Origin of the sequence: Ralstonia sp. 22086 (assembly GCF_052045975.1) — a bacterium.
Taxonomy (GTDB): domain Bacteria; phylum Pseudomonadota; class Gammaproteobacteria; order Burkholderiales; family Burkholderiaceae; genus Ralstonia; species Ralstonia wenshanensis.
Genome location: NZ_JBQEPZ010000002.1, coordinates 697,331 through 714,223, shown reverse-complemented (window position 1 = coordinate 714,223; position 16,893 = coordinate 697,331). Strand labels below are relative to the sequence as shown.

The following is a 16,893-nucleotide window of genomic DNA, read 5'->3' as shown; positions in this document are numbered from 1 at the left end:
AACAAAAGAGCAAGGAACACAGAGCAGGAAAAGCACAGGGGCTCAGGCAGGACAAAAGGGGAAGGGGGTAGGCCGGTCGCGGGAAACTGCGGACCGGCATTTTTTTTGCCGCTGGGCGCAGAAAACGGACGAAAAAGTGGGGACGGAAAGCGATTTCCGTCCCTTTTTCTTTGGATCGGCCTACCGGGAAGCGCTCTTTGGGCCAGGTGGTGCTCAAGCCGCCCGTTTTGTTGCCGTTCTTGGTGAAGAAGGGCGCGGCGGCAGGTTTTTCGAGCACCGCGCAGCAGCAAAACCCGGCGCTCAAGCCTTCAGTTAACCGGGGGGATGCCGTTATTCCCTCTTGTATTGATCGAAGGATCGCCCATTCAGGAGTTCGCCCCGTGTTAGTTGCCATCGGTTACATCGTGATTCTCGCGTCGGTGTTCGGCGGCTACATGCTGGCCGGAGGACACCTCGGGCCCTTGTTCCAGCCGACCGAACTGCTGATCATCTTCGGCGCCGGCATTGGCGCCTTCGTGGTCGGTAACGACAAGAAGGCCATCAACGCCACCGTCAAAGCGCTGCCGGGCCTGTTCAAGGGTTCGAAGTACACCAAGGCCCTCTATATGGAAGTGATGGCGCTGCTGTACGTGGTGCTGTCCAAGATCCGCCGCGAAGGGATGATGTCGATCGAAGCCGACATCGAAGCCCCGCACGAAAGCACGCTGTTCGCCAATTACCCCGCCATCCAGGCAGATCACCACGCGCTGGATTTCATCTGCGATTACCTGCGCCTCATGGTGGGCGGCAACCTGAATCCGTTCCAGATCGAAGCGCTGATGGATCAGGAAATCGACACCCACCACCACGAAGCCGAACAACCGGCCCGCATCATCACCAAGGTGGGCGACGCTATGCCGGCCTTCGGCATCGTGGCCGCCGTGATGGGCGTGGTGCACACCATGGGCTCGGTCGGCCTGCCGCCGGCAGAGCTGGGCAAGCTGATCGCATCCGCGCTGGTCGGCACGTTCCTCGGGATCTTGCTGGCGTACGGCTTCATCGGGCCGCTGGGTTCGCTGCTGGAGCAGCGCGCCGAAGAATCGACCAAGTTGTTCCAGTGCATCAAGGTGACGCTGCTGGCCAGCATGAACGGCTACGCCCCGGCCATTGCCGTGGAATTCGGCCGCAAGGTGCTGTTCTCGACCGAGCGCCCATCCTTTGCAGAACTGGAAGACCACGTGCGCGGCGCCAAGACAGCGTAGCGCTGAACCCTATATGAGACAGAGCATGGCCACCGAGCCGTGCCATTAACGACGCAGCACACACCGACGGGAACGGACCATGAGCAAGTCCAGCACGCCGACCTTCATTGTCATTCGGCGCAACAAGAAAGGCGGACACGGCCACCACGGTGGCGCGTGGAAGATCGCCTACGCCGACTTCGTGACCGCCATGATGGCGTTCTTCCTCTTGATGTGGCTGCTCAGCTCGGTGACCAAGGCCGAGCTGTCGTCGGTCGAAACCTATTTCCGCACGCCGCTGAAGGTGGCGCTCTTTGGTGGCGCCGGTTCTGGCGACCAGTCCAGCATCCTGCAGGGCAGCCCGTCCCTCAAGCAGAACGTGCCGCAGCCGAACCCGAGCCCGAGCCCGACGGTGCAGCGCCAGCGCAACATCCGCGATGAGTCGGACGATGCGGCGCTGAACAAGCTCAAGCAGAAGATTGCCGAGATGGTCGAGACGAACCCGGTGATGAGCCAGTTCAAGCACCAGTTGCTGATCGACATGACCACCGAAGGCCTGCGCATCCAGATCGTGGATCAGCAGAACCGTCCGATGTTCGCCAACGCCAGCGCCGAGGTGCAGCCGTACATGCGCACGATCCTGCGTGAGCTGGGCTCGGCGCTGAACGACGTGCCCAATCCGATCAGCCTGTCGGGCCACACCGACGCGACGCAATACGCCACGCAGCACGGCTACAGCAACTGGGAACTGTCGGCCGACCGCGCCAACGCATCGCGACGCGAACTGGTGGCCGGCGGCATGAAGCCCGAGAAGGTCAGCCGCGTGGTGGGCCTGGAGGCATCGGTGCCGCTGGACAAGACGAACATCTACAACCCGATCAACCGCCGCATCAGCATCGTCGTGCTCAACGCACGCGCCGCTGAAGCCGTGCGCTCGGGTGGGGTCGAGCCGGTGGCCGACCTGCGCAATGACGGCAAAGACACGCTGACCGATGCTGCCGCACGTGCCACGGGTGTGGCCGATGCAGTGAGCGCGGCCAAGCCATAAAGAGCGCCGAGGGGAGAAACAGTCGATGAGCGAGAAACACATCCTGGTGGTGGACGATTCCACGTCGATCCGCCGCATGATTGCCACGTGCCTGCGCGAGTGCGGCTTTGTCGTGACGGAAGCCGGCGACGGCACCGCCGCGCTGGAAGCCGCACGCACGCTCGCCCAGGGCAGCCACCACCTTGTGATCACCGACCAGGTGATGCCGTCGATGGACGGCCTGACCCTCATTCGCGCGCTGCGCACACTGCCGGCCTACGCCGACACCCCGATCCTCATGCTGACCACCGAGGCTGACAGCACCATCCGCGATCAGGCACGCGCTGCAGGCGCGACGGGCTTTCTGCCCAAGCCGTTCGACCCGGATGGGCTGACCGATTCGGTGATGCAGTTGCTCGAATGGCACGCGCAGACCCACGGGTCTGCTTCGACGCATTAAACGACCGAGACGACAGATATGAACCTCGACCTTAGCCAGTTTTTCGGCGCCTTCTTCGAAGAGGCGGAAGAGCTGCTCGTCGACATGGAGCGGCTGCTGCTCAACCTCGATGTCGCCAACCCTTCTTCTGATGATCTGAACGCCATCTTCCGCTGCGCGCACTCCATCAAGGGTGGTGCTGCAACCTTCGGTTTCACGCACATGACGGAACTCACGCATGTGGCGGAGTCGATTCTGGACCGCGCTCGCACCGGTACCCTGCAGCTGCGCGAAAACATGGTGGATGCTTTCCTGGAAACGAAAGACGTGTTGAAAAGCCAACTTGATGCCTACCGGCAAGAGCACCCAATCGATACGGCCACGCTCGAATACATGGTGGCCAAGCTCAACAGCCTGACCGCCGAGGAAGGCGCCCCTGTTGCCGCCGCGCCGGCGGCTGCGGCGCCCGTGGTGGCGACGCCCGAACCGGTGGCTGCACCGGAACCCGAGCCGATGGTGGCTGAAGCGCCTGCGGCCGACGCCGTGGGCGACATTGACGGCGGCCTGGACATCAAGCTCATCAATGTCTCGAACGAAGACTGCGAGCTGATCGTCACCGAACTCAAGCATCTGGGCACCGTGTTGCGCCACGCGCGCACCGGCCGCAACAGCGACATCGTGCTGCAGACGACCTGCACGGCTGACGACATCATCGCGGTGAGCTGTTTCATCATCGATGCCGACCAGATTGTCATCACGCCGCACGCTGGTGGTGCGGCGCCGGCGGTGGCCGAAGCCGCTGTGCCGGTTGTTGCTGCACCGACGCCCGCCGCCGCGCAGACGGAAGTGCACGCCCCGGCCGCCAACGAAGCTGCGCCGGCGCAGGCCGTTGCCGCTGCCGCCGCCCCCGCGCCGACCCGCCCGGCCGCTGCCGATCACAAGCCCGCCGTGGCTGCGGAAACGTCGATTCGCGTCGGCGTGGAAAAGGTCGACCAGCTCATCAACCTGGTGGGCGAACTCGTCATTACGCAGGCCATGCTGGCACAAACCGCGCAGGCCTTCGACCCGGTGCTCAACGAGCGCCTGTTTGCCGGCTTGTCGCAGCTCACGCGCAATGCACGCGACCTGCAAGAGGCCGCCATGTCCATCCGCATGATGCCGATGGATTACGTGTTCAACCGCTTCCCGCGCCTGGTGCGCGACCTGGCACACAAGCTGGGTAAGCAGGTCGAGCTGTCGACGTTCGGCAAATCAACCGAACTGGACAAGGGCCTGATCGAACGGATCATCGATCCGCTCACGCACCTGGTGCGCAACAGCCTGGACCACGGCATCGAACTGCCCGAGGCCCGCGTGGCCGCCGGCAAGGACGCCACTGGCCAGCTGCTGCTTTCCGCTGCCCACCAGGGCGGCAACATCGTTATCGAGGTGAGCGACGACGGCCAGGGCCTGAACCGCGACAAGATCCTCAAGAAGGCGCGCGAGCGCGGCCTGCCCGTGTCGGACAACATGACCGACGACGAGATCAACCAGCTCATCTTCGCGCCGGGCTTCTCCACCGCCGACCAGGTGACGGACGTGTCCGGCCGCGGCGTGGGCATGGACGTGGTCAAGCAGAACATCCAGTCGATGGGCGGCTACGTCGAGATCCAGTCGCAGAAGGGCAAGGGCACGACGATCCGCATCGTGCTGCCGCTCACGCTGGCGATCCTGGACGGCATGTCGGTCAAGACCGGTGAAGAAGTGTTCATCCTCCCGCTGTCGTGCGTGGCCGAATCGCTGCAACCGCGTCCGGAAGACATCAAGGCTGTGCCGGGCGGCGGTCGCCTGCTCAAGGTGCGCAACGAATACCTGACGCTGGTGCCGATGTACGAACGCTTCCGCATCACGCCGTCGCTGCCCGATCCGTCGGAAGGCATCGTCGTGATCCTGGATTCGGAAGGCAAGAAGATCGCGCTGCAGGTCGACGAGCTGGTCGGCCAGCAACAGGTGGTGGTCAAGAACCTGGAGACGAACTACCGCCGCGTGCCGGGCATCTCGGGCGCGACCATCCTGGGCGATGGCAGCGTTGCGCTGATCGTCGACGTGTCGGCGCTGATGCGCGAGACCCGCGCGGGCCATTCAGAAAACGCGATGCGTGCCGTTAGTGCCGAAAAGCACGAGGTGGGCGAAGCACAGGGCGGTCGTTTCTCGACCGAGGCGATGGCCGCGGCATAAGCGTTCACGCCTGGCAGGGTGGGATCCACCACCACAACGAATTCAATCTAGTGGCCCGACGGGGCCGAGGGGAGCCGCAATGGAAGTCAAGAAACACGTGGTCGGCGAAGACACCGGCGGGGAGGAGTACCTGGCCTTCACGCTGGGCCGCGAGGAATACGGCATCGACATCCTGAAGGTGCAGGAAATCCGCGGCTACGAGACCGTCACGCGCATTGCCAATGCGCCCGATTTCATCAAGGGTGTGATCAACCTGCGCGGCATCATCGTGCCGATCGTTGATCTGCGCATCAAGTTCCAGCTCGAGCGCGTCGAGTACAACCAGTACACCGTCGTCATCATCCTGAACCTGATGGACCGCGTGGTCGGCATCGTTGTGGATGGTGTGTCGGACGTGCTGACGCTGCAAAGCCAGCAGATCAAGCCGGCGCCGGAGTTCTCGGGCGCGCTGGACACGGAATACATCCGTGGCCTGGGTTCGATCGACGAGCGCATGCTGATCCTGGTGGACATCGAGCGCCTGCTGATGTCGGCCGACATGGCACTGTGCGACGAAGCGGAAGCCGCCTGATCGCGACATGAATCCGGCTGGGGCGCGGCGTCCGTGCCCACAGCGATTGAGGCCGGGCCGAAGGGGCCCGGCGGGCGACAAGACACCGTAACAACAGGTGCGGCGCCGTTAGGGGAGGGAAGCATGTTCAGCAAAATGACCATCCGGCTCCGCTTGGGGCTGATGATGGCGGGCATTGGTGTGCTCGCCGTCATCGTGGGCGTGACGGGCCTGACCGGCATGCGTCACGCCAACACCCGCGTGCAGGACGGCTATGCCGTGCAGCTGGCGGGCACCGTGGCATTGGCCGAATCCGACTCCAACCTCCTGAGCTTCCGCATCGTGCTCGATCGTGCAGCCATGGCGCCCAATGCGCCCGGCACGGAAAAAACGGTCGAGCGCGCCAAGATGTTCCTCGACAAGTCCGACGCCGCCTGGAAGCGCTACCGCGCGCTGCCCACCACGGCGGAGGAACGCAAGCTGGCCGACGAGGCTCAGGGCTTGCGCGACGTCTTCGTGCGTGACGGCGCACAGGTGTTGATGCAAGCCGTGCAGACGCATGACGAAGCGCGCATCAACAAGACCGTCATGGACGTCATGCCCGCGCTGTACCGTCCGCTTGGCGACAAGGTCACGGCGCTCAACCGCCTGCAGATGGACGCGGCCAAAGCCAGCTACGAAGCCAGCCAGGCCGAGCACCACGCGCTGAGCACTCTTACCACCGGCCTGCTGTTGGGCGGCATTCTGGTGGGCGGGCTGCTGACGTGGGCGCTGCGCCGTTCGATCACGCTGCCGCTGATGCGCGCCATTGAACAGGCCGAGCACATCACGCAGGGTGACCTCACGCACACCATTCATGTGGACCGTGCCGATGAGACCGGCCGCCTGCTGCAGGCGCTTCAACGCATGCAGGAAAGCCTGCAGAAGATGGTGGGGCAGGTGCGCTCCGGCTCCGACTCGATTGCCAGTGCCACGCAGCAGATTGCCGCCGGGAATGCCGATCTGTCGCAGCGGACCGAGCAGCAGGCTTCGGCGCTGGAAGAAACCGCGTCGAGCATGGAAGAGCTGACGAGCATCGTGCGGCAGAACGCCGACAACGCGCGCCAGGCCAGCACGCTGGCGGGCAACGCCTCGGATATTGCCGTCAAGGGCGGCGAAGTGGTGGGCCGCGTGGTGGACACCATGGCCGGCATCAACGACAGCAGCAAGAAGATTGCCGACATCATCGGCGTAATTGAAGGCATTGCCTTCCAGACGAACATCCTGGCGCTGAATGCGGCGGTGGAAGCCGCACGCGCAGGCGAGCAGGGCAGGGGCTTTGCGGTGGTGGCCGGTGAGGTGCGCAGCCTGGCGCAGCGCTCGGCCACGGCAGCCAAGGAAATCAAGGAGCTGATCAGCGATTCGGTTGGCCGCGTTGAAAACGGCACCACGCTGGTGGCCGAAGCGGGCAGCGTCATCGACGAAGTGGTCGTTGCCGTGAAACGCGTGACCGACATCATGGGCGAGATCAGCTCCGCATCGGACGAACAAAGCGCCGGCATCGAGCAGATCAACCAGGCTGTCACGCAAATGGACGAAGGCACGCAGCAGAACGCCGCGCTGGTGGAGCAAGCCGCCGCCGCCGCGATGTCGCTGCAGGAACAGGCCAGCGGTCTGCGCCAGGCTGTGGCGGCGTTCCGGACGCAGTCCGGCACGCAGGCAAAGGCGGTCCCCGCCGTGCCCTTGGCCGCCCGCGCGGCTGCCAAGCCGGCGCCAAAAGCCAAGGCCGCGCCGCGCCGCGCAGCCAAGCCGAAGGCTGTGGCACGCAATACCGCTGAACCCATCGCGCAGGCCGTGGCTGCAACTGCAGCGCCGGCCAGCGCCAAAGAACAACAACGCGAGCGCACCGCCGCCGCTGCCGTGAGCAAAGCGGCTGCGTCAGCGCCCAAGTTGCCCGTACCCAAGCTCGTTGCCGCAGGCGGCGACGATAGCGACTGGGAAACCTTTTGACCATGTATGCACGGGATCTTCGCTGCTCGCGAAAGCTCTCTCGTGTGTGTTTGTGGTGTGCAGCCTGCCCTCCGGGGCAGGTTTTTTTTTGCCTGGGCTAGTGCCTGCTGAAACCGGGGTGACCCCCCACTGAAGTGGCATGACCCCACGGCGGTTCTAAAGAGCCGTCCCCCACAGGCCGATAGCGGTTAGGGGGCATATAAAAAACAGGAAGAGGTAGACAACATGGGTTGGATCAAGCGGTTGCCGGTGTCCACGGTACTTACCGGTGGTTTCCTGATCGTGGCGGCCATGGGCGCGGCCATTGGCGGGTTGGGCATCTACACGATCACGCAGTTGACCAAGGCAAGCGAAGAACTGGCGCAAAAGCAGATGCGCGCCATCACGCAGATGGGCAGCGCGGCCAACAGCCTGGCGCATGCCAGCCGTGCGCAGACCGCGCTGCTGATTGCCACCACGCTCACGGAGCGCAAGACGCTCAGCACGCAGATTGCCGACAGCATGCAGCACCTGAAAGACGGTGTGGAGAACGTGCGCCCGCTGTTCACGTCGGACGAAGGCAAGAAGATGATCCGCGAGGTCGATGCCATCTACCCGGTCTGGAGCAAGCGCATGACCGACTTCGTGGCGCTGATGGACAAGCAGGGCCTGGACCCGACCCAGTTCGACAGCCGCGTCACGGCCGAGAACGTCGGCTTGCTGGATGACACCGCCGCCTTTGAAAAGACGCTCGACAAGATGGTCAAGCGTGTGGAGGAGGTCTCTGCCGCATCCACCGTCAAGGCTCGTGACGACGCGCAGCGCTCGCGCCTGGTCATGATTGTGATGGCTTGTGCGGGTGCACTGCTCGGCATCGTGCTGGGCCTGGTCATTGCACGTCGGCTGTCGCGCCAGTTAGGTGGCGAGCCTTCGTACGCGGCCGAGATTGCCCGCCGCATTGCCGCCGGAGACTTGGCCGTGCACGTGCAGACCCGCCCCGGCGACCACGACAGCATGCTCTTCGCCATGGCGCAGATGCAGCAGCAACTGACCGGCACGATCACCAATATCAAGAGTTCAGCCGACTCCATTGCCAGTGCCACCAAGCAGATCGCGGCCGGCAATGCGGACCTCTCACAGCGCACGGAAGAGCAGGCCTCGTCGCTGGAGGAAACCGCTTCCAGCATGGAAGAACTCACCAGCATCGTGAAGCAGAACGCCGACAACGCGCGCCAGGCCAGCCAACTGGCGGGCAGCGCGTCGGACATCGCTGTCAAGGGCGGAGAAGTGGTGGGCCGCGTGGTCGAAACCATGGCTGGCATCAACGCCAGCAGCAAGAAGATCGCCGACATCATCGGTGTGATCGAGGGCATTGCGTTCCAGACCAACATCCTGGCGCTGAATGCGGCGGTGGAAGCCGCGCGCGCGGGCGAGCAGGGCCGTGGTTTTGCGGTGGTGGCGGGCGAGGTGCGCAGCCTCGCGCAACGCTCGGCCACGGCGGCCAAGGAGATCAAGGAGCTGATCGGCGATTCCGTCGGCCGCGTGCGCAACGGGTCGGCCCTGGTGGCCGAAGCCGGCACGGTCATTGAAGAAGTGGTGGTGGCCGTGCGCCGCGTGACCGACATCATGGGCGAGATTTCCGCCGCGTCGGACGAGCAAAGTTCCGGTATTGAACAGGTCAACCAGGCCGTGAACCAGATGGACGAGGTCACGCAGCAGAACGCCGCGCTGGTCGAGCAAGCCGCCGCTGCCGCCCTGTCGCTGGAAGAACAGGCGCAACTGCTGCGCAATGCCGTGGCGACATTCCGCACCGATGCGTCGGCGGAGTTGGCCGTGGCGGCGCCGAGTGCCCTCTCTGCCGTTTCTGCCGTTTCTGCCATTTCGGCGCCGGCCGTCCGCAGCGAGATCCGCCCAGAGAAGACCGAAGTGGTGCCCTCGGTTGCGCGCGCCTTGGCTTCGCGCAAGTCGGCCAAGCCGGCAGCGGCGCCCGAGGCTGCCCCGGAGGCTCCCGCCGCGCAAGAAGAAAAAGCGCCTCAAGAGGCACACGTACCGGTTGCACCTGTGGCCGCCGCCGTCGTTTCGGCTGCCATTTCCGAGGCCGCCATTGCCCCGACCCTCAAGCTCGCCGCCGGTTCTGCCGATGAAGATGACTGGAGCACCTTCTGACGCCAGCCTCGCCAACAGCAAACTTGGCGCGGCCCGCGGAAACGGTGCCCGCCAACGACTGAGAGCGGGCATCAAGACTCGCCAAACACGGGGTTAGTTATCCATGGCAGCACAAAATTTGGCGCCAGTTTCGCCGACGCTCGCGTCGCGTGAGTTTTCATTCACCGCCGAAGATTTCGGCCGCATCCGCGACCTGATCTACCGCCGCGTCGGTATTTCACTGTCCGACCGCAAGAGTGAAATGGTCTACAGCCGCCTGGCGCGCCGCCTGCGTGTGGTGAACCTCGGCTCGTTCCGCGACTACCTGGATGCGCTGGAAAAAGGCCACCTGCCCGACGAGTGGGAAGCCTTTACCAACGCGCTGACCACCAACCTGACCGCGTTCTTCCGCGAGCAGCATCACTTCCCGATCCTGCACGAGCACGCCAAGGCCAAGCGCACGCCGTTCACTGTGTGGTGCTCGGCGTCGTCGACGGGCGAAGAGCCATACTCGATCGCCATCACGCTGGCCGAGGCCTTCGGTTCGATGTCGCCCAGCCAGGTGAGTGTGATCGCATCGGATGTGGACACCAACGCGCTGGCGCGCGCCCGCGCCGGCATCTATCCGATGGAACGCGTCGCGGCCCTGTCGCCCGAGCGCCTGAAGAAGTATTTCCTGCGCGGCACCGGCAAGCAGGAGGGCTATGCCCGCGTGCGGCCCGAGCTGCAGGCCATGATCGACTTCCGCCAGATCAACCTGCTCGACCGCGATTGGCCGCTGCAGCAGAAGTTCGACGTGATCTTCTGCCGCAACGTGATGATCTATTTCGACAAGCCCACGCAGGCCAAGATTCTTGAGCATTTCATCGACGTGATGAAACCCGATGGCCTGCTGTTTGCCGGCCATTCGGAGAGCTTCCTGCAGGTCACCAAGGCGTGGTCGCTGCGCGGCAAGACCGTGTACGAAATCGCGCCCGAGGTGCGCGCCAAGATGGGGGCACGATGATCGAATTCGGCAAACGCGCGGCCCCGCAATCGGCGGCCGACGCCGTACGCACTGACAGCGGCATGAACAGCGGCATGAGCGCTGGCGCCATGGCCACGCTCGCCCAATCGTCTGCCAGCACGCACGCGTATTACGACACCACCTTCGGGCGGCGCGCCATGAAAGTGCTGCCTGGCGAGTATTCCGTCACCACCGAAGACCTGATGCTGGTTACGGTGCTCGGCTCGTGCGTGTCCGCCTGCGTGCGCGACAAGACCCTCGGCATTGGCGGCATGAACCACTTCATGCTGCCCTCGCGCAACGAGGGGGAATCGATCCTGTCGCCCTCCATGCGCTATGGCACGCACGCCATGGAAGTGCTACTGAACCAGCTCTACAAGGCCGGCGCCAAGCGCGAGCGCCTGGAGATCAAGGTGTTCGGCGGCGCCGCCGTGCTGGCCGGCATGAGCACGCTCGACGTCGGCGAGCGCAACGGCAAGTTCGTGCTCGAATTCCTGCGCAACGAAGGCCTGACCGTGGCCGCCAAAGACCTCTTTGACGTGCACCCGCGCAAGGTGTATTTCGTCCCGTCCACCGGCCAGATCATGGTGCGCAAGCTGCGCTCGCAAAACTCGGCGGCCGAGCTGGACAGCGAGGCGCAATACGCCAGCAAGCTGTCGAAGTCCATCACGACAAAGCCAGCCTCGCGCCTCCAACTCTTTACCTAGGAGATCGCTGAAAAACGATTCTGACGGCCCCGCGTCGCCTTGCCGTACGACTTGTACTGTCTGCGTCGGCGCTGATCCATCAGAACCGCTTCGCTTCGTTTTGCAACGGTCTCAACATTCAGAAGACTTGCTCCCGAACATGAACGACAAACGCAAGATTCAGGTGCTGTGCATCGACGATTCCGCACTGATCCGCAGCATCCTGAAGGAGATCATCAACAGCCAGCCGGACATGGAAGTGGTGGGTGTGGCGCCCGATCCGATCATCGCGCGCGACCTCATCAAGCAGACCAATCCGGACGTGCTCACGCTGGACGTCGAAATGCCGAAGATGGACGGCCTCGACTTCCTGGAAAAGCTCATGCGCCTGCGCCCGACGCCGGTGGTCATGATCTCTTCGCTGACCGAGCGCGGCTCTGAAGCCACGCTGCGCGCGCTGGAGCTGGGCGCAGTGGATTTTGTCGCCAAGCCCAAGCTGGGCATGCGCGACGGCATGAACGAATACGCCGACCAGATTGCCGACAAGATCCGCACGGCGGCCCGGGCAAAGCTGCGTCCGCGTACTGTCGCACCGGTTGCGGTGGCTGCGATGCCCGGATCAGCAACTGCATCGGCATCTGGCGCACACGTTCGCGCGGACCACGCACCGGCCACCGCGGCACCTGCGCGTACCCATTTCTCGTCGACGGAAAAGCTCATCATCGTGGGCGCTTCCACCGGCGGCACCGAGGCCATCAAGGATTTCCTGCTGGAAATGCCGCCCGATTGCCCGGGCATCCTCATCGTGCAGCACATGCCGGCGGGTTTCACCACGTCGTTCGCCAAGCGGCTGGACGGCCTGTGCCGCATCCGCGTGAAGGAAGCCGTGCACGGCGAGCGTGTGCTCCCCGGCCACGCCTACATTGCCCCGGGCGACATGCATCTGTCGCTGGGCCGCAGCGGCGCCAACTACGTCACCGAGCTGGACCAGGGCCCGCCGGTCAACCGCCATCGCCCGGCCGTGGATGTGCTGTTCCGCTCTGCCGCGCGCAACGCCGGGGCCAACGCCCTGGGCGTCATCCTCACCGGCATGGGCAAGGACGGCGCGGTCGGCATGCTGGAAATGCGCAACGCGGGTGCCTATAACGTTGCCCAGGACGAGGCGTCCTGCGTGGTCTACGGCATGCCCAAAGAGGCCGTGGCACACGGCGGCGTGCATGAAGTCCTGCCGCTGTCGCAGATCGGCCCGCACGTGCTGGCCAAGCTGTCGGCACACGGCCGTGTGACGCGGGTATAACGCAATATTTGCGGGTACATTGGTTGCGGGGCGCAGCAGTCAGGCGCCCCGCACCATTCCGGCGCTCAAGAATCGGCCCCAGGCGCCGATAAGATTGCCAAGGAAGCCCGAAACCCCCCAATTCAGTTAGTTTGCGGAGATTGTGTCCATGGACAAGAGCCAGTACCGATTCCTCGTCGTCGACGATTTCCCGACGATGCGCCGGATCGTGCGTAACCTGCTCAAGGAACTCGGTTTTGCCAACGTCGACGAGGCCGAAGACGGCGCCGCCGGCCTGGCCAAGGTCAAGGAAGGCCGGTTCGATTTCGTGATCTCGGACTGGAACATGCCCAACATGGATGGCCTGCAGATGCTGCAGAGCATCCGTGCTGACGCCAACACCGCCATCAGCAAGCTGCCGGTGCTGATGGTGACGGCCGAGGCCAAGAAGGAAAACATCATCGCCGCTGCCCAGGCAGGTGCTAACGGCTACGTGGTCAAGCCCTTCACGGCTGCCACGCTGGACGAAAAGCTGGGCAAGATTTTCGAGAAGCTCGAAAAGGGGGCGTGATGAGCGAGATGCACGATGGCGCCCAGGCGCCGGCCGCCGAAGGTGCAGACCACGGCGACATGCCCGAAATGCTCCAGCGCATCGGCCACCTCACGCGCATGCTGCGTGAGAGCATGCGCGAGTTGGGCCTGGACAAGGGCGTCGAGAAGGCCGCATCGGCCATCCCCGACGCACGCGACCGCCTGAACTACATCGCCAACATGACCGAGCAGGCGGCCACCCGCGTGCTCAACGCCATCGACGCGGCCCGCCCCGTGCAAGACGCGCTGGAGTCCGACTCCCAGGCGCTGGTCAACCGCTGGCAGTCGTGGATGGACCGCCAACTGGGCGACGACGAGATCCGCGAGCTGGTCGGCCAGACCAACGGCTTCCTGCGCAGCGTTCCTGAAAAAACGCGCGACACGAACCAGCAGCTCATGGAAATCCTGATGGCCCAGGACTTCCAGGACTTGACGGGCCAGGTGATCAAGAAGGTGCTGGATGTCGTCCAGCTCATCGAAAGCCAGCTCGTCGGCATCCTGCTCGACAACGCGCCGGAACACCTGCGCGTGGAAGCCGCGCATGTTGCGACGTCGCTGCTCAACGGCCCGCAGATCAATCCGGACCATCCGGACGTGGTCGCCAACCAGGAACAGGTGGACGACCTGCTGGAAAGCCTCGGGTTCTGAACCTGCATTGCCAGCCCCTCGCAGGACGCGGGGGGCGCTGCTTCTCCGTGTTGTCAGCCTCGCGTTGACAGTTGCGACGGAGCGAATCGCCTCATTGGTTCTTCAGCGCAGCGCGCGCCAGCATGGCGTCGATCTGCGCGTCCTTCCTCTCCCAAAGCTGTGCAAGCCAGCGATGAAATTCGCTGCGCAATGCCGCATCGGCGGTGTTGTCGCCCACGCAGAGTCCTGCCGGGATCGGCAGTTCCCGCACGTGCACCATCACCCGCCCGGCCCGAGAGTGTCCTGCAGACGTAGGAACGAAGCCTTGGCCTGCATCAGAGAACATGCTGCATCGCAGCCTCTGCGCCAAACACGCTGTCTTGTCCGATGGCTCGCGACACGTCGATGACGACGACGTGTGCGGCGCCGTGACCGTCTGCGGCGATGGCATTCCCAGACCGCGCTACGTGCGCGTCAGAAAGGTGCCGGGTGCAGCGGTATCCCGCCGGTATTTCCATGACCGCCGTAGGGGAGTTGACACGTTACAACGCCCCACAAAGCCTTGCGCTGATTGGCGTCAAGGCCTGAGCCGGTATTCATTCTTATCATGGTCATGGCCTATTTGGGCCACTGTTCTCACTCCTTTTGATTCGAGGTATCGACGTGCTCATTCGACCTATAACCATTGCTGCCCTGGTGGGGTTCACCTTGCTGACGGCATGCAGCAAGAATGAGGAGGCTGCTTCCGCTGCCTCCGCCACTGCGGCTCCCGCAACTGTGGCTGCAGCAGCCGCTGCGCCGCAGGCAACCCAGGCCAGCGCTGGCGATGTCGAGAAAGGGGAGAAGGTCTACAAGTCCACCTGTGCGATGTGTCACGGCACCGGTGCTGGCGGCGCGCCGATGTTCAAATCGAAGGACGATTGGGCCCCTCGCATCGCGCAGGGCAAGGACACCCTCTACGACCATGCGCTGCACGGCTTCTCGGGCAGCAAGGGTACGATGCCCGCAAAAGGCGGCAACGCATCGCTCGGCGATGAAGACGTGAAAGCCGGGGTGGATTACATGACGTCGAAGGCGACGTAACGACATCGCCCTCGGGCAGGGTTGGCGGCGCTCCGGGTGAGCGCCGTTTGCTTATGCTTGCAACAGCGGGTCGACCAGCACGGCATCGATCACGGCGCGCACGTTGGCCCAGGGTTCCGCGCTCGGGTGGGTCAGGCGATCTTCGCGCAGCACGTCCGACGCATCGTGCAAATGGTTCGGGAAGGTGGCGAGGGTGCGATGCAGCGGCGCGGTGTCGATGCGCAATTGCGCATCCCCCCAGCGCCACGCGATTGCGTATTCCGACGCAGCGGGGTAACGCAGTTCGAGCAGAACGCCGTTGTTGAGCGAGACCAGTAAGGCGTCCTGGCACAGCGTCGGAGGTTCTGCCAACACCGCACCGTAGTGCGCCTCCAGTGCCTCTTTGAGTTCGAGATGGTGCATGATCAGCCTCCCATGCGCGCCAGCAGCGCCTTCAGTTCAGCGGTGACGTCTTGTTTGGCGGTGGCAAGCGCGAGAGAGCCGAGGTAATGCTCATAGGCCGGATGCTCCGGCAAGTCCGCTGCCGCGATACGCGCGAGCAGATCCCCCTCGTCGTTCACCCCATAGGGTTCGAGCAGCTTGCGCCGGCTTTCCCGCAGCTCGTAGGACAAGCGGCTGAGCTGCTCCATCTGAACGGCATCGTCGGGCGGTAGATTGGCAAAGTAATCGATCATTTCGGGTTCTCTGGGGCCGGTTACATCTGGTGGTCTTTCAGTACGCCACCGTCGAGCTGTGCCATTTGGGGCGTTATTTCATTGAACTTGTAAACCTTGCCGCCTTGACGTGTAGCGAAGGCGTCCGCATTGGCCTGCGTGGCAAAGGATGCAAACGTGGCGCCCATCGATCCGCGCGCCTTCGATCCCACGACGTAGAACGCGGTGCGGGCATCGATCCAGTGGCCCTGCGGCGTATTCCAGTCTGTCTTGGCCATGTCTTGCACGTACATGGCGCGCATGTGCCGCTGTTGTTCAGGGCGCAGCACGATCGAGAACAGCTCGATGGTGTCGCAGAAGACGTCAGGGGCGCCCTTGTCATACAGAATCTGCGCCTTCGGGCCGGGGAAGTCAGCCACCGTCATGCCGTCGAGGCTGCAGGGCGTATCCCGCGTGAGTTCGATCGGACCGGGCGTAGACGCGGCGCCTTGGCAGCCGGCCAGGACGATTGCGGTGGCGAACAGGGCCGTGCGCGCACGGCGGCGCAGGGCGGATAGAGGAGGTTGCAGTGTGCGTTTCATTTGCGGAATTTCCATGCGGCCACGGCGAGCGGAGCGACGATCCAGGCGGTCATGAGGGAGCCGAGCACGAGCGGGTCGGCCATGCGCTCGGGGAATACGGTCGCCAGACCGTAGAGTGTTCGGACTTCGTCAAAGCTGAAGATGTTGAGGATGCGGAAGATGTCTGCCGGGTTGAGCAGCATCAGGTAGGGCAGGGCGTCAGATCCCAGCTTTCCGCCCGTGGCGATCAGCGCGCCGAGCAGCAGCAGATCGAATACCAGCACGAAGAAGAACCACAACGCGATGGCGACACCGCTTGCGCGCGTGCGATCGGCGGCAACGACGGACACCAACAGGGCCAGGCTCAGGAAGGCCATGCCCAGCAGCACTGAACTGAGCATGAAGCCAGCGTAGTGATACATGGCCGCGAGCGGCAGCTTCACGGCCAACAGTATCCCGACCAGCCCAAAGCCGACGATCGTGGAGCACGCCAGCGCGGCCGCTAAGCCGAGGTATTTGCCGAGCAGCAGCTCGACTCGGGTGATCGGCATGGAAAGCAGCAGGTCCAGCGAGCCGCGCTCGCGCTCACCCACGATCGCATCAAAGCCGAGAATTAACGCAATCAGCGGTACGAGATAGATCACCAGGCTGACCAGGCTGGCGATCGTGACTTCCATGCCGCGCAGCCCGACTTCGCCTTGCTGTGCCGCACCGAAGTAGGCGATCACCAGCGCAAAGGCTGTCAATACGGTGGTCACCGCCAGCACCCACCGGTTGCGGATGCGGTCGTGGAATTCCTTGGCGACGACGATACCGATCTGCCGGGGTTCGAGTGTCAATTGCAT

The 16,893-nt window shown here is 63.9% G+C and carries 17 protein-coding genes and 1 pseudogene; 13 read left to right on the top strand and 5 right to left on the bottom strand.

The features are described from left to right. Positions 1-380 precede the first annotated feature (380 nt). From motA to cheZ, 12 genes are all read left to right on the top strand, one after another. Positions 381-1,241, top strand: a complete 861-nt coding sequence (gene motA / locus ACTJK6_RS12235; protein WP_004627779.1) for a flagellar motor stator protein MotA — start codon at positions 381-383, stop codon at positions 1,239-1,241. Positions 1,242-1,320: 79 nt separating this feature from the next. Further along, a complete protein-coding gene (gene motB / locus ACTJK6_RS12230) occupies positions 1,321-2,268 on the top strand; it encodes a flagellar motor protein MotB (RefSeq protein ID WP_232039942.1) in 948 nt (315 codons plus the stop codon). A gap of 25 nt (positions 2,269-2,293) precedes the next feature. After that, complete coding sequence (locus ACTJK6_RS12225) at positions 2,294-2,707, top strand: response regulator (protein WP_024978410.1); 414 nt, start codon at positions 2,294-2,296, stop codon at positions 2,705-2,707. 18 nt (positions 2,708-2,725) lie between these two features. After that, positions 2,726-4,903 carry a chemotaxis protein CheA gene (gene cheA, locus ACTJK6_RS12220; protein WP_440839146.1) on the top strand — a complete coding sequence of 726 codons (2,178 nt, stop codon included), beginning with the start codon at positions 2,726-2,728 and terminating at the stop codon, positions 4,901-4,903. Between the two features lie 79 nt (positions 4,904-4,982). Further along, positions 4,983-5,474: a chemotaxis protein CheW gene (locus ACTJK6_RS12215; protein ID WP_232039940.1), complete on the top strand. Its 492-nt coding sequence runs from the start codon at positions 4,983-4,985 to the stop codon at positions 5,472-5,474. A 123-nt stretch (positions 5,475-5,597) separates the two neighbouring features. Then, positions 5,598-7,442, top strand: a complete 1,845-nt coding sequence (locus ACTJK6_RS12210) for a methyl-accepting chemotaxis protein (RefSeq protein WP_440839145.1) — start codon at positions 5,598-5,600, stop codon at positions 7,440-7,442. A gap of 225 nt (positions 7,443-7,667) precedes the next feature. Next, positions 7,668-9,587 carry a methyl-accepting chemotaxis protein gene (locus tag ACTJK6_RS12205; protein ID WP_440839144.1) on the top strand — a complete coding sequence of 640 codons (1,920 nt, stop codon included), beginning with the start codon at positions 7,668-7,670 and terminating at the stop codon, positions 9,585-9,587. A gap of 103 nt (positions 9,588-9,690) precedes the next feature. Continuing rightward, positions 9,691-10,572, top strand: a complete 882-nt coding sequence (locus ACTJK6_RS12200) for a CheR family methyltransferase (RefSeq protein WP_232039937.1) — start codon at positions 9,691-9,693, stop codon at positions 10,570-10,572. 89 nt (positions 10,573-10,661) lie between these two features. Then, a complete protein-coding gene (gene cheD / locus ACTJK6_RS12195; RefSeq protein ID WP_037026816.1) occupies positions 10,662-11,279 on the top strand; it encodes a chemoreceptor glutamine deamidase CheD in 618 nt (205 codons plus the stop codon). Positions 11,280-11,418: 139 nt separating this feature from the next. Continuing rightward, the gene (locus ACTJK6_RS12190) at positions 11,419-12,555 is read left to right on the top strand and encodes a protein-glutamate methylesterase/protein-glutamine glutaminase (RefSeq protein ID WP_440839143.1); all 1,137 of its coding nucleotides are present in this window, start codon (positions 11,419-11,421) and stop codon (positions 12,553-12,555) included. 148 nt (positions 12,556-12,703) lie between these two features. After that, on the top strand, positions 12,704-13,105 hold the full coding sequence (gene cheY / locus ACTJK6_RS12185; RefSeq protein ID WP_004627759.1) for a chemotaxis response regulator CheY: 402 nt from the start codon (positions 12,704-12,706) through the stop codon (positions 13,103-13,105). Continuing rightward, positions 13,105-13,773 carry a protein phosphatase CheZ gene (gene cheZ, locus ACTJK6_RS12180; protein ID WP_027679309.1) on the top strand — a complete coding sequence of 223 codons (669 nt, stop codon included), beginning with the start codon at positions 13,105-13,107 and terminating at the stop codon, positions 13,771-13,773. Before cheY ends, cheZ begins: the two co-directional genes overlap by 1 nt. 91 nt (positions 13,774-13,864) lie before the next feature. On the opposite strand, the pseudogene ACTJK6_RS12175 reads toward cheZ, so the two are convergent. After that, positions 13,865-14,047: pseudogene (locus ACTJK6_RS12175) on the bottom strand (acyltransferase); the annotation flags it as partial. 368 nt (positions 14,048-14,415) lie between these two features. Between ACTJK6_RS12175 and ACTJK6_RS12170 the strand changes: the two are divergent. Further along, complete coding sequence (locus ACTJK6_RS12170) at positions 14,416-14,835, top strand: c-type cytochrome (RefSeq protein WP_392397737.1); 420 nt, start codon at positions 14,416-14,418, stop codon at positions 14,833-14,835. Between the two features lie 51 nt (positions 14,836-14,886). On the opposite strand, the gene ACTJK6_RS12165 is transcribed toward ACTJK6_RS12170, so the two are convergent. Genes ACTJK6_RS12165 through ACTJK6_RS12150 form a run of 4 tightly spaced genes read right to left on the bottom strand, consistent with a single transcriptional unit; the run spans position 14,887 to position 16,893 of the window. Then, complete coding sequence (locus tag ACTJK6_RS12165) at positions 14,887-15,237, bottom strand: hypothetical protein (protein ID WP_232039934.1); 351 nt, start codon at positions 15,235-15,237, stop codon at positions 14,887-14,889. A 2-nt stretch (positions 15,238-15,239) separates the two neighbouring features. Then, positions 15,240-15,509, bottom strand: a complete 270-nt coding sequence (locus tag ACTJK6_RS12160) for a hypothetical protein (protein WP_024978422.1) — start codon at positions 15,507-15,509, stop codon at positions 15,240-15,242. A 20-nt stretch (positions 15,510-15,529) separates the two neighbouring features. Next, positions 15,530-16,069, bottom strand: a complete 540-nt coding sequence (locus tag ACTJK6_RS12155) for a nitrous oxide reductase accessory protein NosL (protein WP_232039933.1) — start codon at positions 16,067-16,069, stop codon at positions 15,530-15,532. Next, entirely contained in the window at positions 16,066-16,893 is an 828-nt protein-coding gene (locus ACTJK6_RS12150) for an ABC transporter permease (RefSeq protein ID WP_316657522.1), read from the bottom strand. The genes ACTJK6_RS12155 and ACTJK6_RS12150 overlap by 4 nt, the downstream gene beginning before the upstream one ends.

Excerpts from the sequence above, each read along its gene's own strand:
- ACTJK6_RS12210 (WP_440839145.1), top strand. The coding sequence starts at position 5,598 with ATGTTCAGCAAAATGACCATCCGGCTCCGCTTGGGGCTGATGATGGCG.
- ACTJK6_RS12150 (WP_316657522.1), bottom strand. The coding sequence starts at position 16,893 with ATGCAATTGACACTCGAACCCCGGCAGATCGGTATCGTCGTCGCCAAG.
- ACTJK6_RS12160 (WP_024978422.1), bottom strand. The coding sequence starts at position 15,509 with ATGATCGATTACTTTGCCAATCTACCGCCCGACGATGCCGTTCAGATG.
- motB (WP_232039942.1), top strand. The coding sequence starts at position 1,321 with ATGAGCAAGTCCAGCACGCCGACCTTCATTGTCATTCGGCGCAACAAG.
- cheY (WP_004627759.1), top strand. The coding sequence starts at position 12,704 with ATGGACAAGAGCCAGTACCGATTCCTCGTCGTCGACGATTTCCCGACG.
- ACTJK6_RS12155 (WP_232039933.1), bottom strand. The coding sequence starts at position 16,069 with ATGAAACGCACACTGCAACCTCCTCTATCCGCCCTGCGCCGCCGTGCG.
- ACTJK6_RS12200 (WP_232039937.1), top strand. The coding sequence starts at position 9,691 with ATGGCAGCACAAAATTTGGCGCCAGTTTCGCCGACGCTCGCGTCGCGT.
- ACTJK6_RS12190 (WP_440839143.1), top strand. The coding sequence starts at position 11,419 with ATGAACGACAAACGCAAGATTCAGGTGCTGTGCATCGACGATTCCGCA.
- ACTJK6_RS12205 (WP_440839144.1), top strand. The coding sequence starts at position 7,668 with ATGGGTTGGATCAAGCGGTTGCCGGTGTCCACGGTACTTACCGGTGGT.
- ACTJK6_RS12165 (WP_232039934.1), bottom strand. The coding sequence starts at position 15,237 with ATGCACCATCTCGAACTCAAAGAGGCACTGGAGGCGCACTACGGTGCG.
- cheD (WP_037026816.1), top strand. The coding sequence starts at position 10,662 with ATGGCCACGCTCGCCCAATCGTCTGCCAGCACGCACGCGTATTACGAC.
- cheZ (WP_027679309.1), top strand. The coding sequence starts at position 13,105 with ATGAGCGAGATGCACGATGGCGCCCAGGCGCCGGCCGCCGAAGGTGCA.
- ACTJK6_RS12215 (WP_232039940.1), top strand. The coding sequence starts at position 4,983 with ATGGAAGTCAAGAAACACGTGGTCGGCGAAGACACCGGCGGGGAGGAG.
- ACTJK6_RS12225 (WP_024978410.1), top strand. The coding sequence starts at position 2,294 with ATGAGCGAGAAACACATCCTGGTGGTGGACGATTCCACGTCGATCCGC.
- cheA (WP_440839146.1), top strand. The coding sequence starts at position 2,726 with ATGAACCTCGACCTTAGCCAGTTTTTCGGCGCCTTCTTCGAAGAGGCG.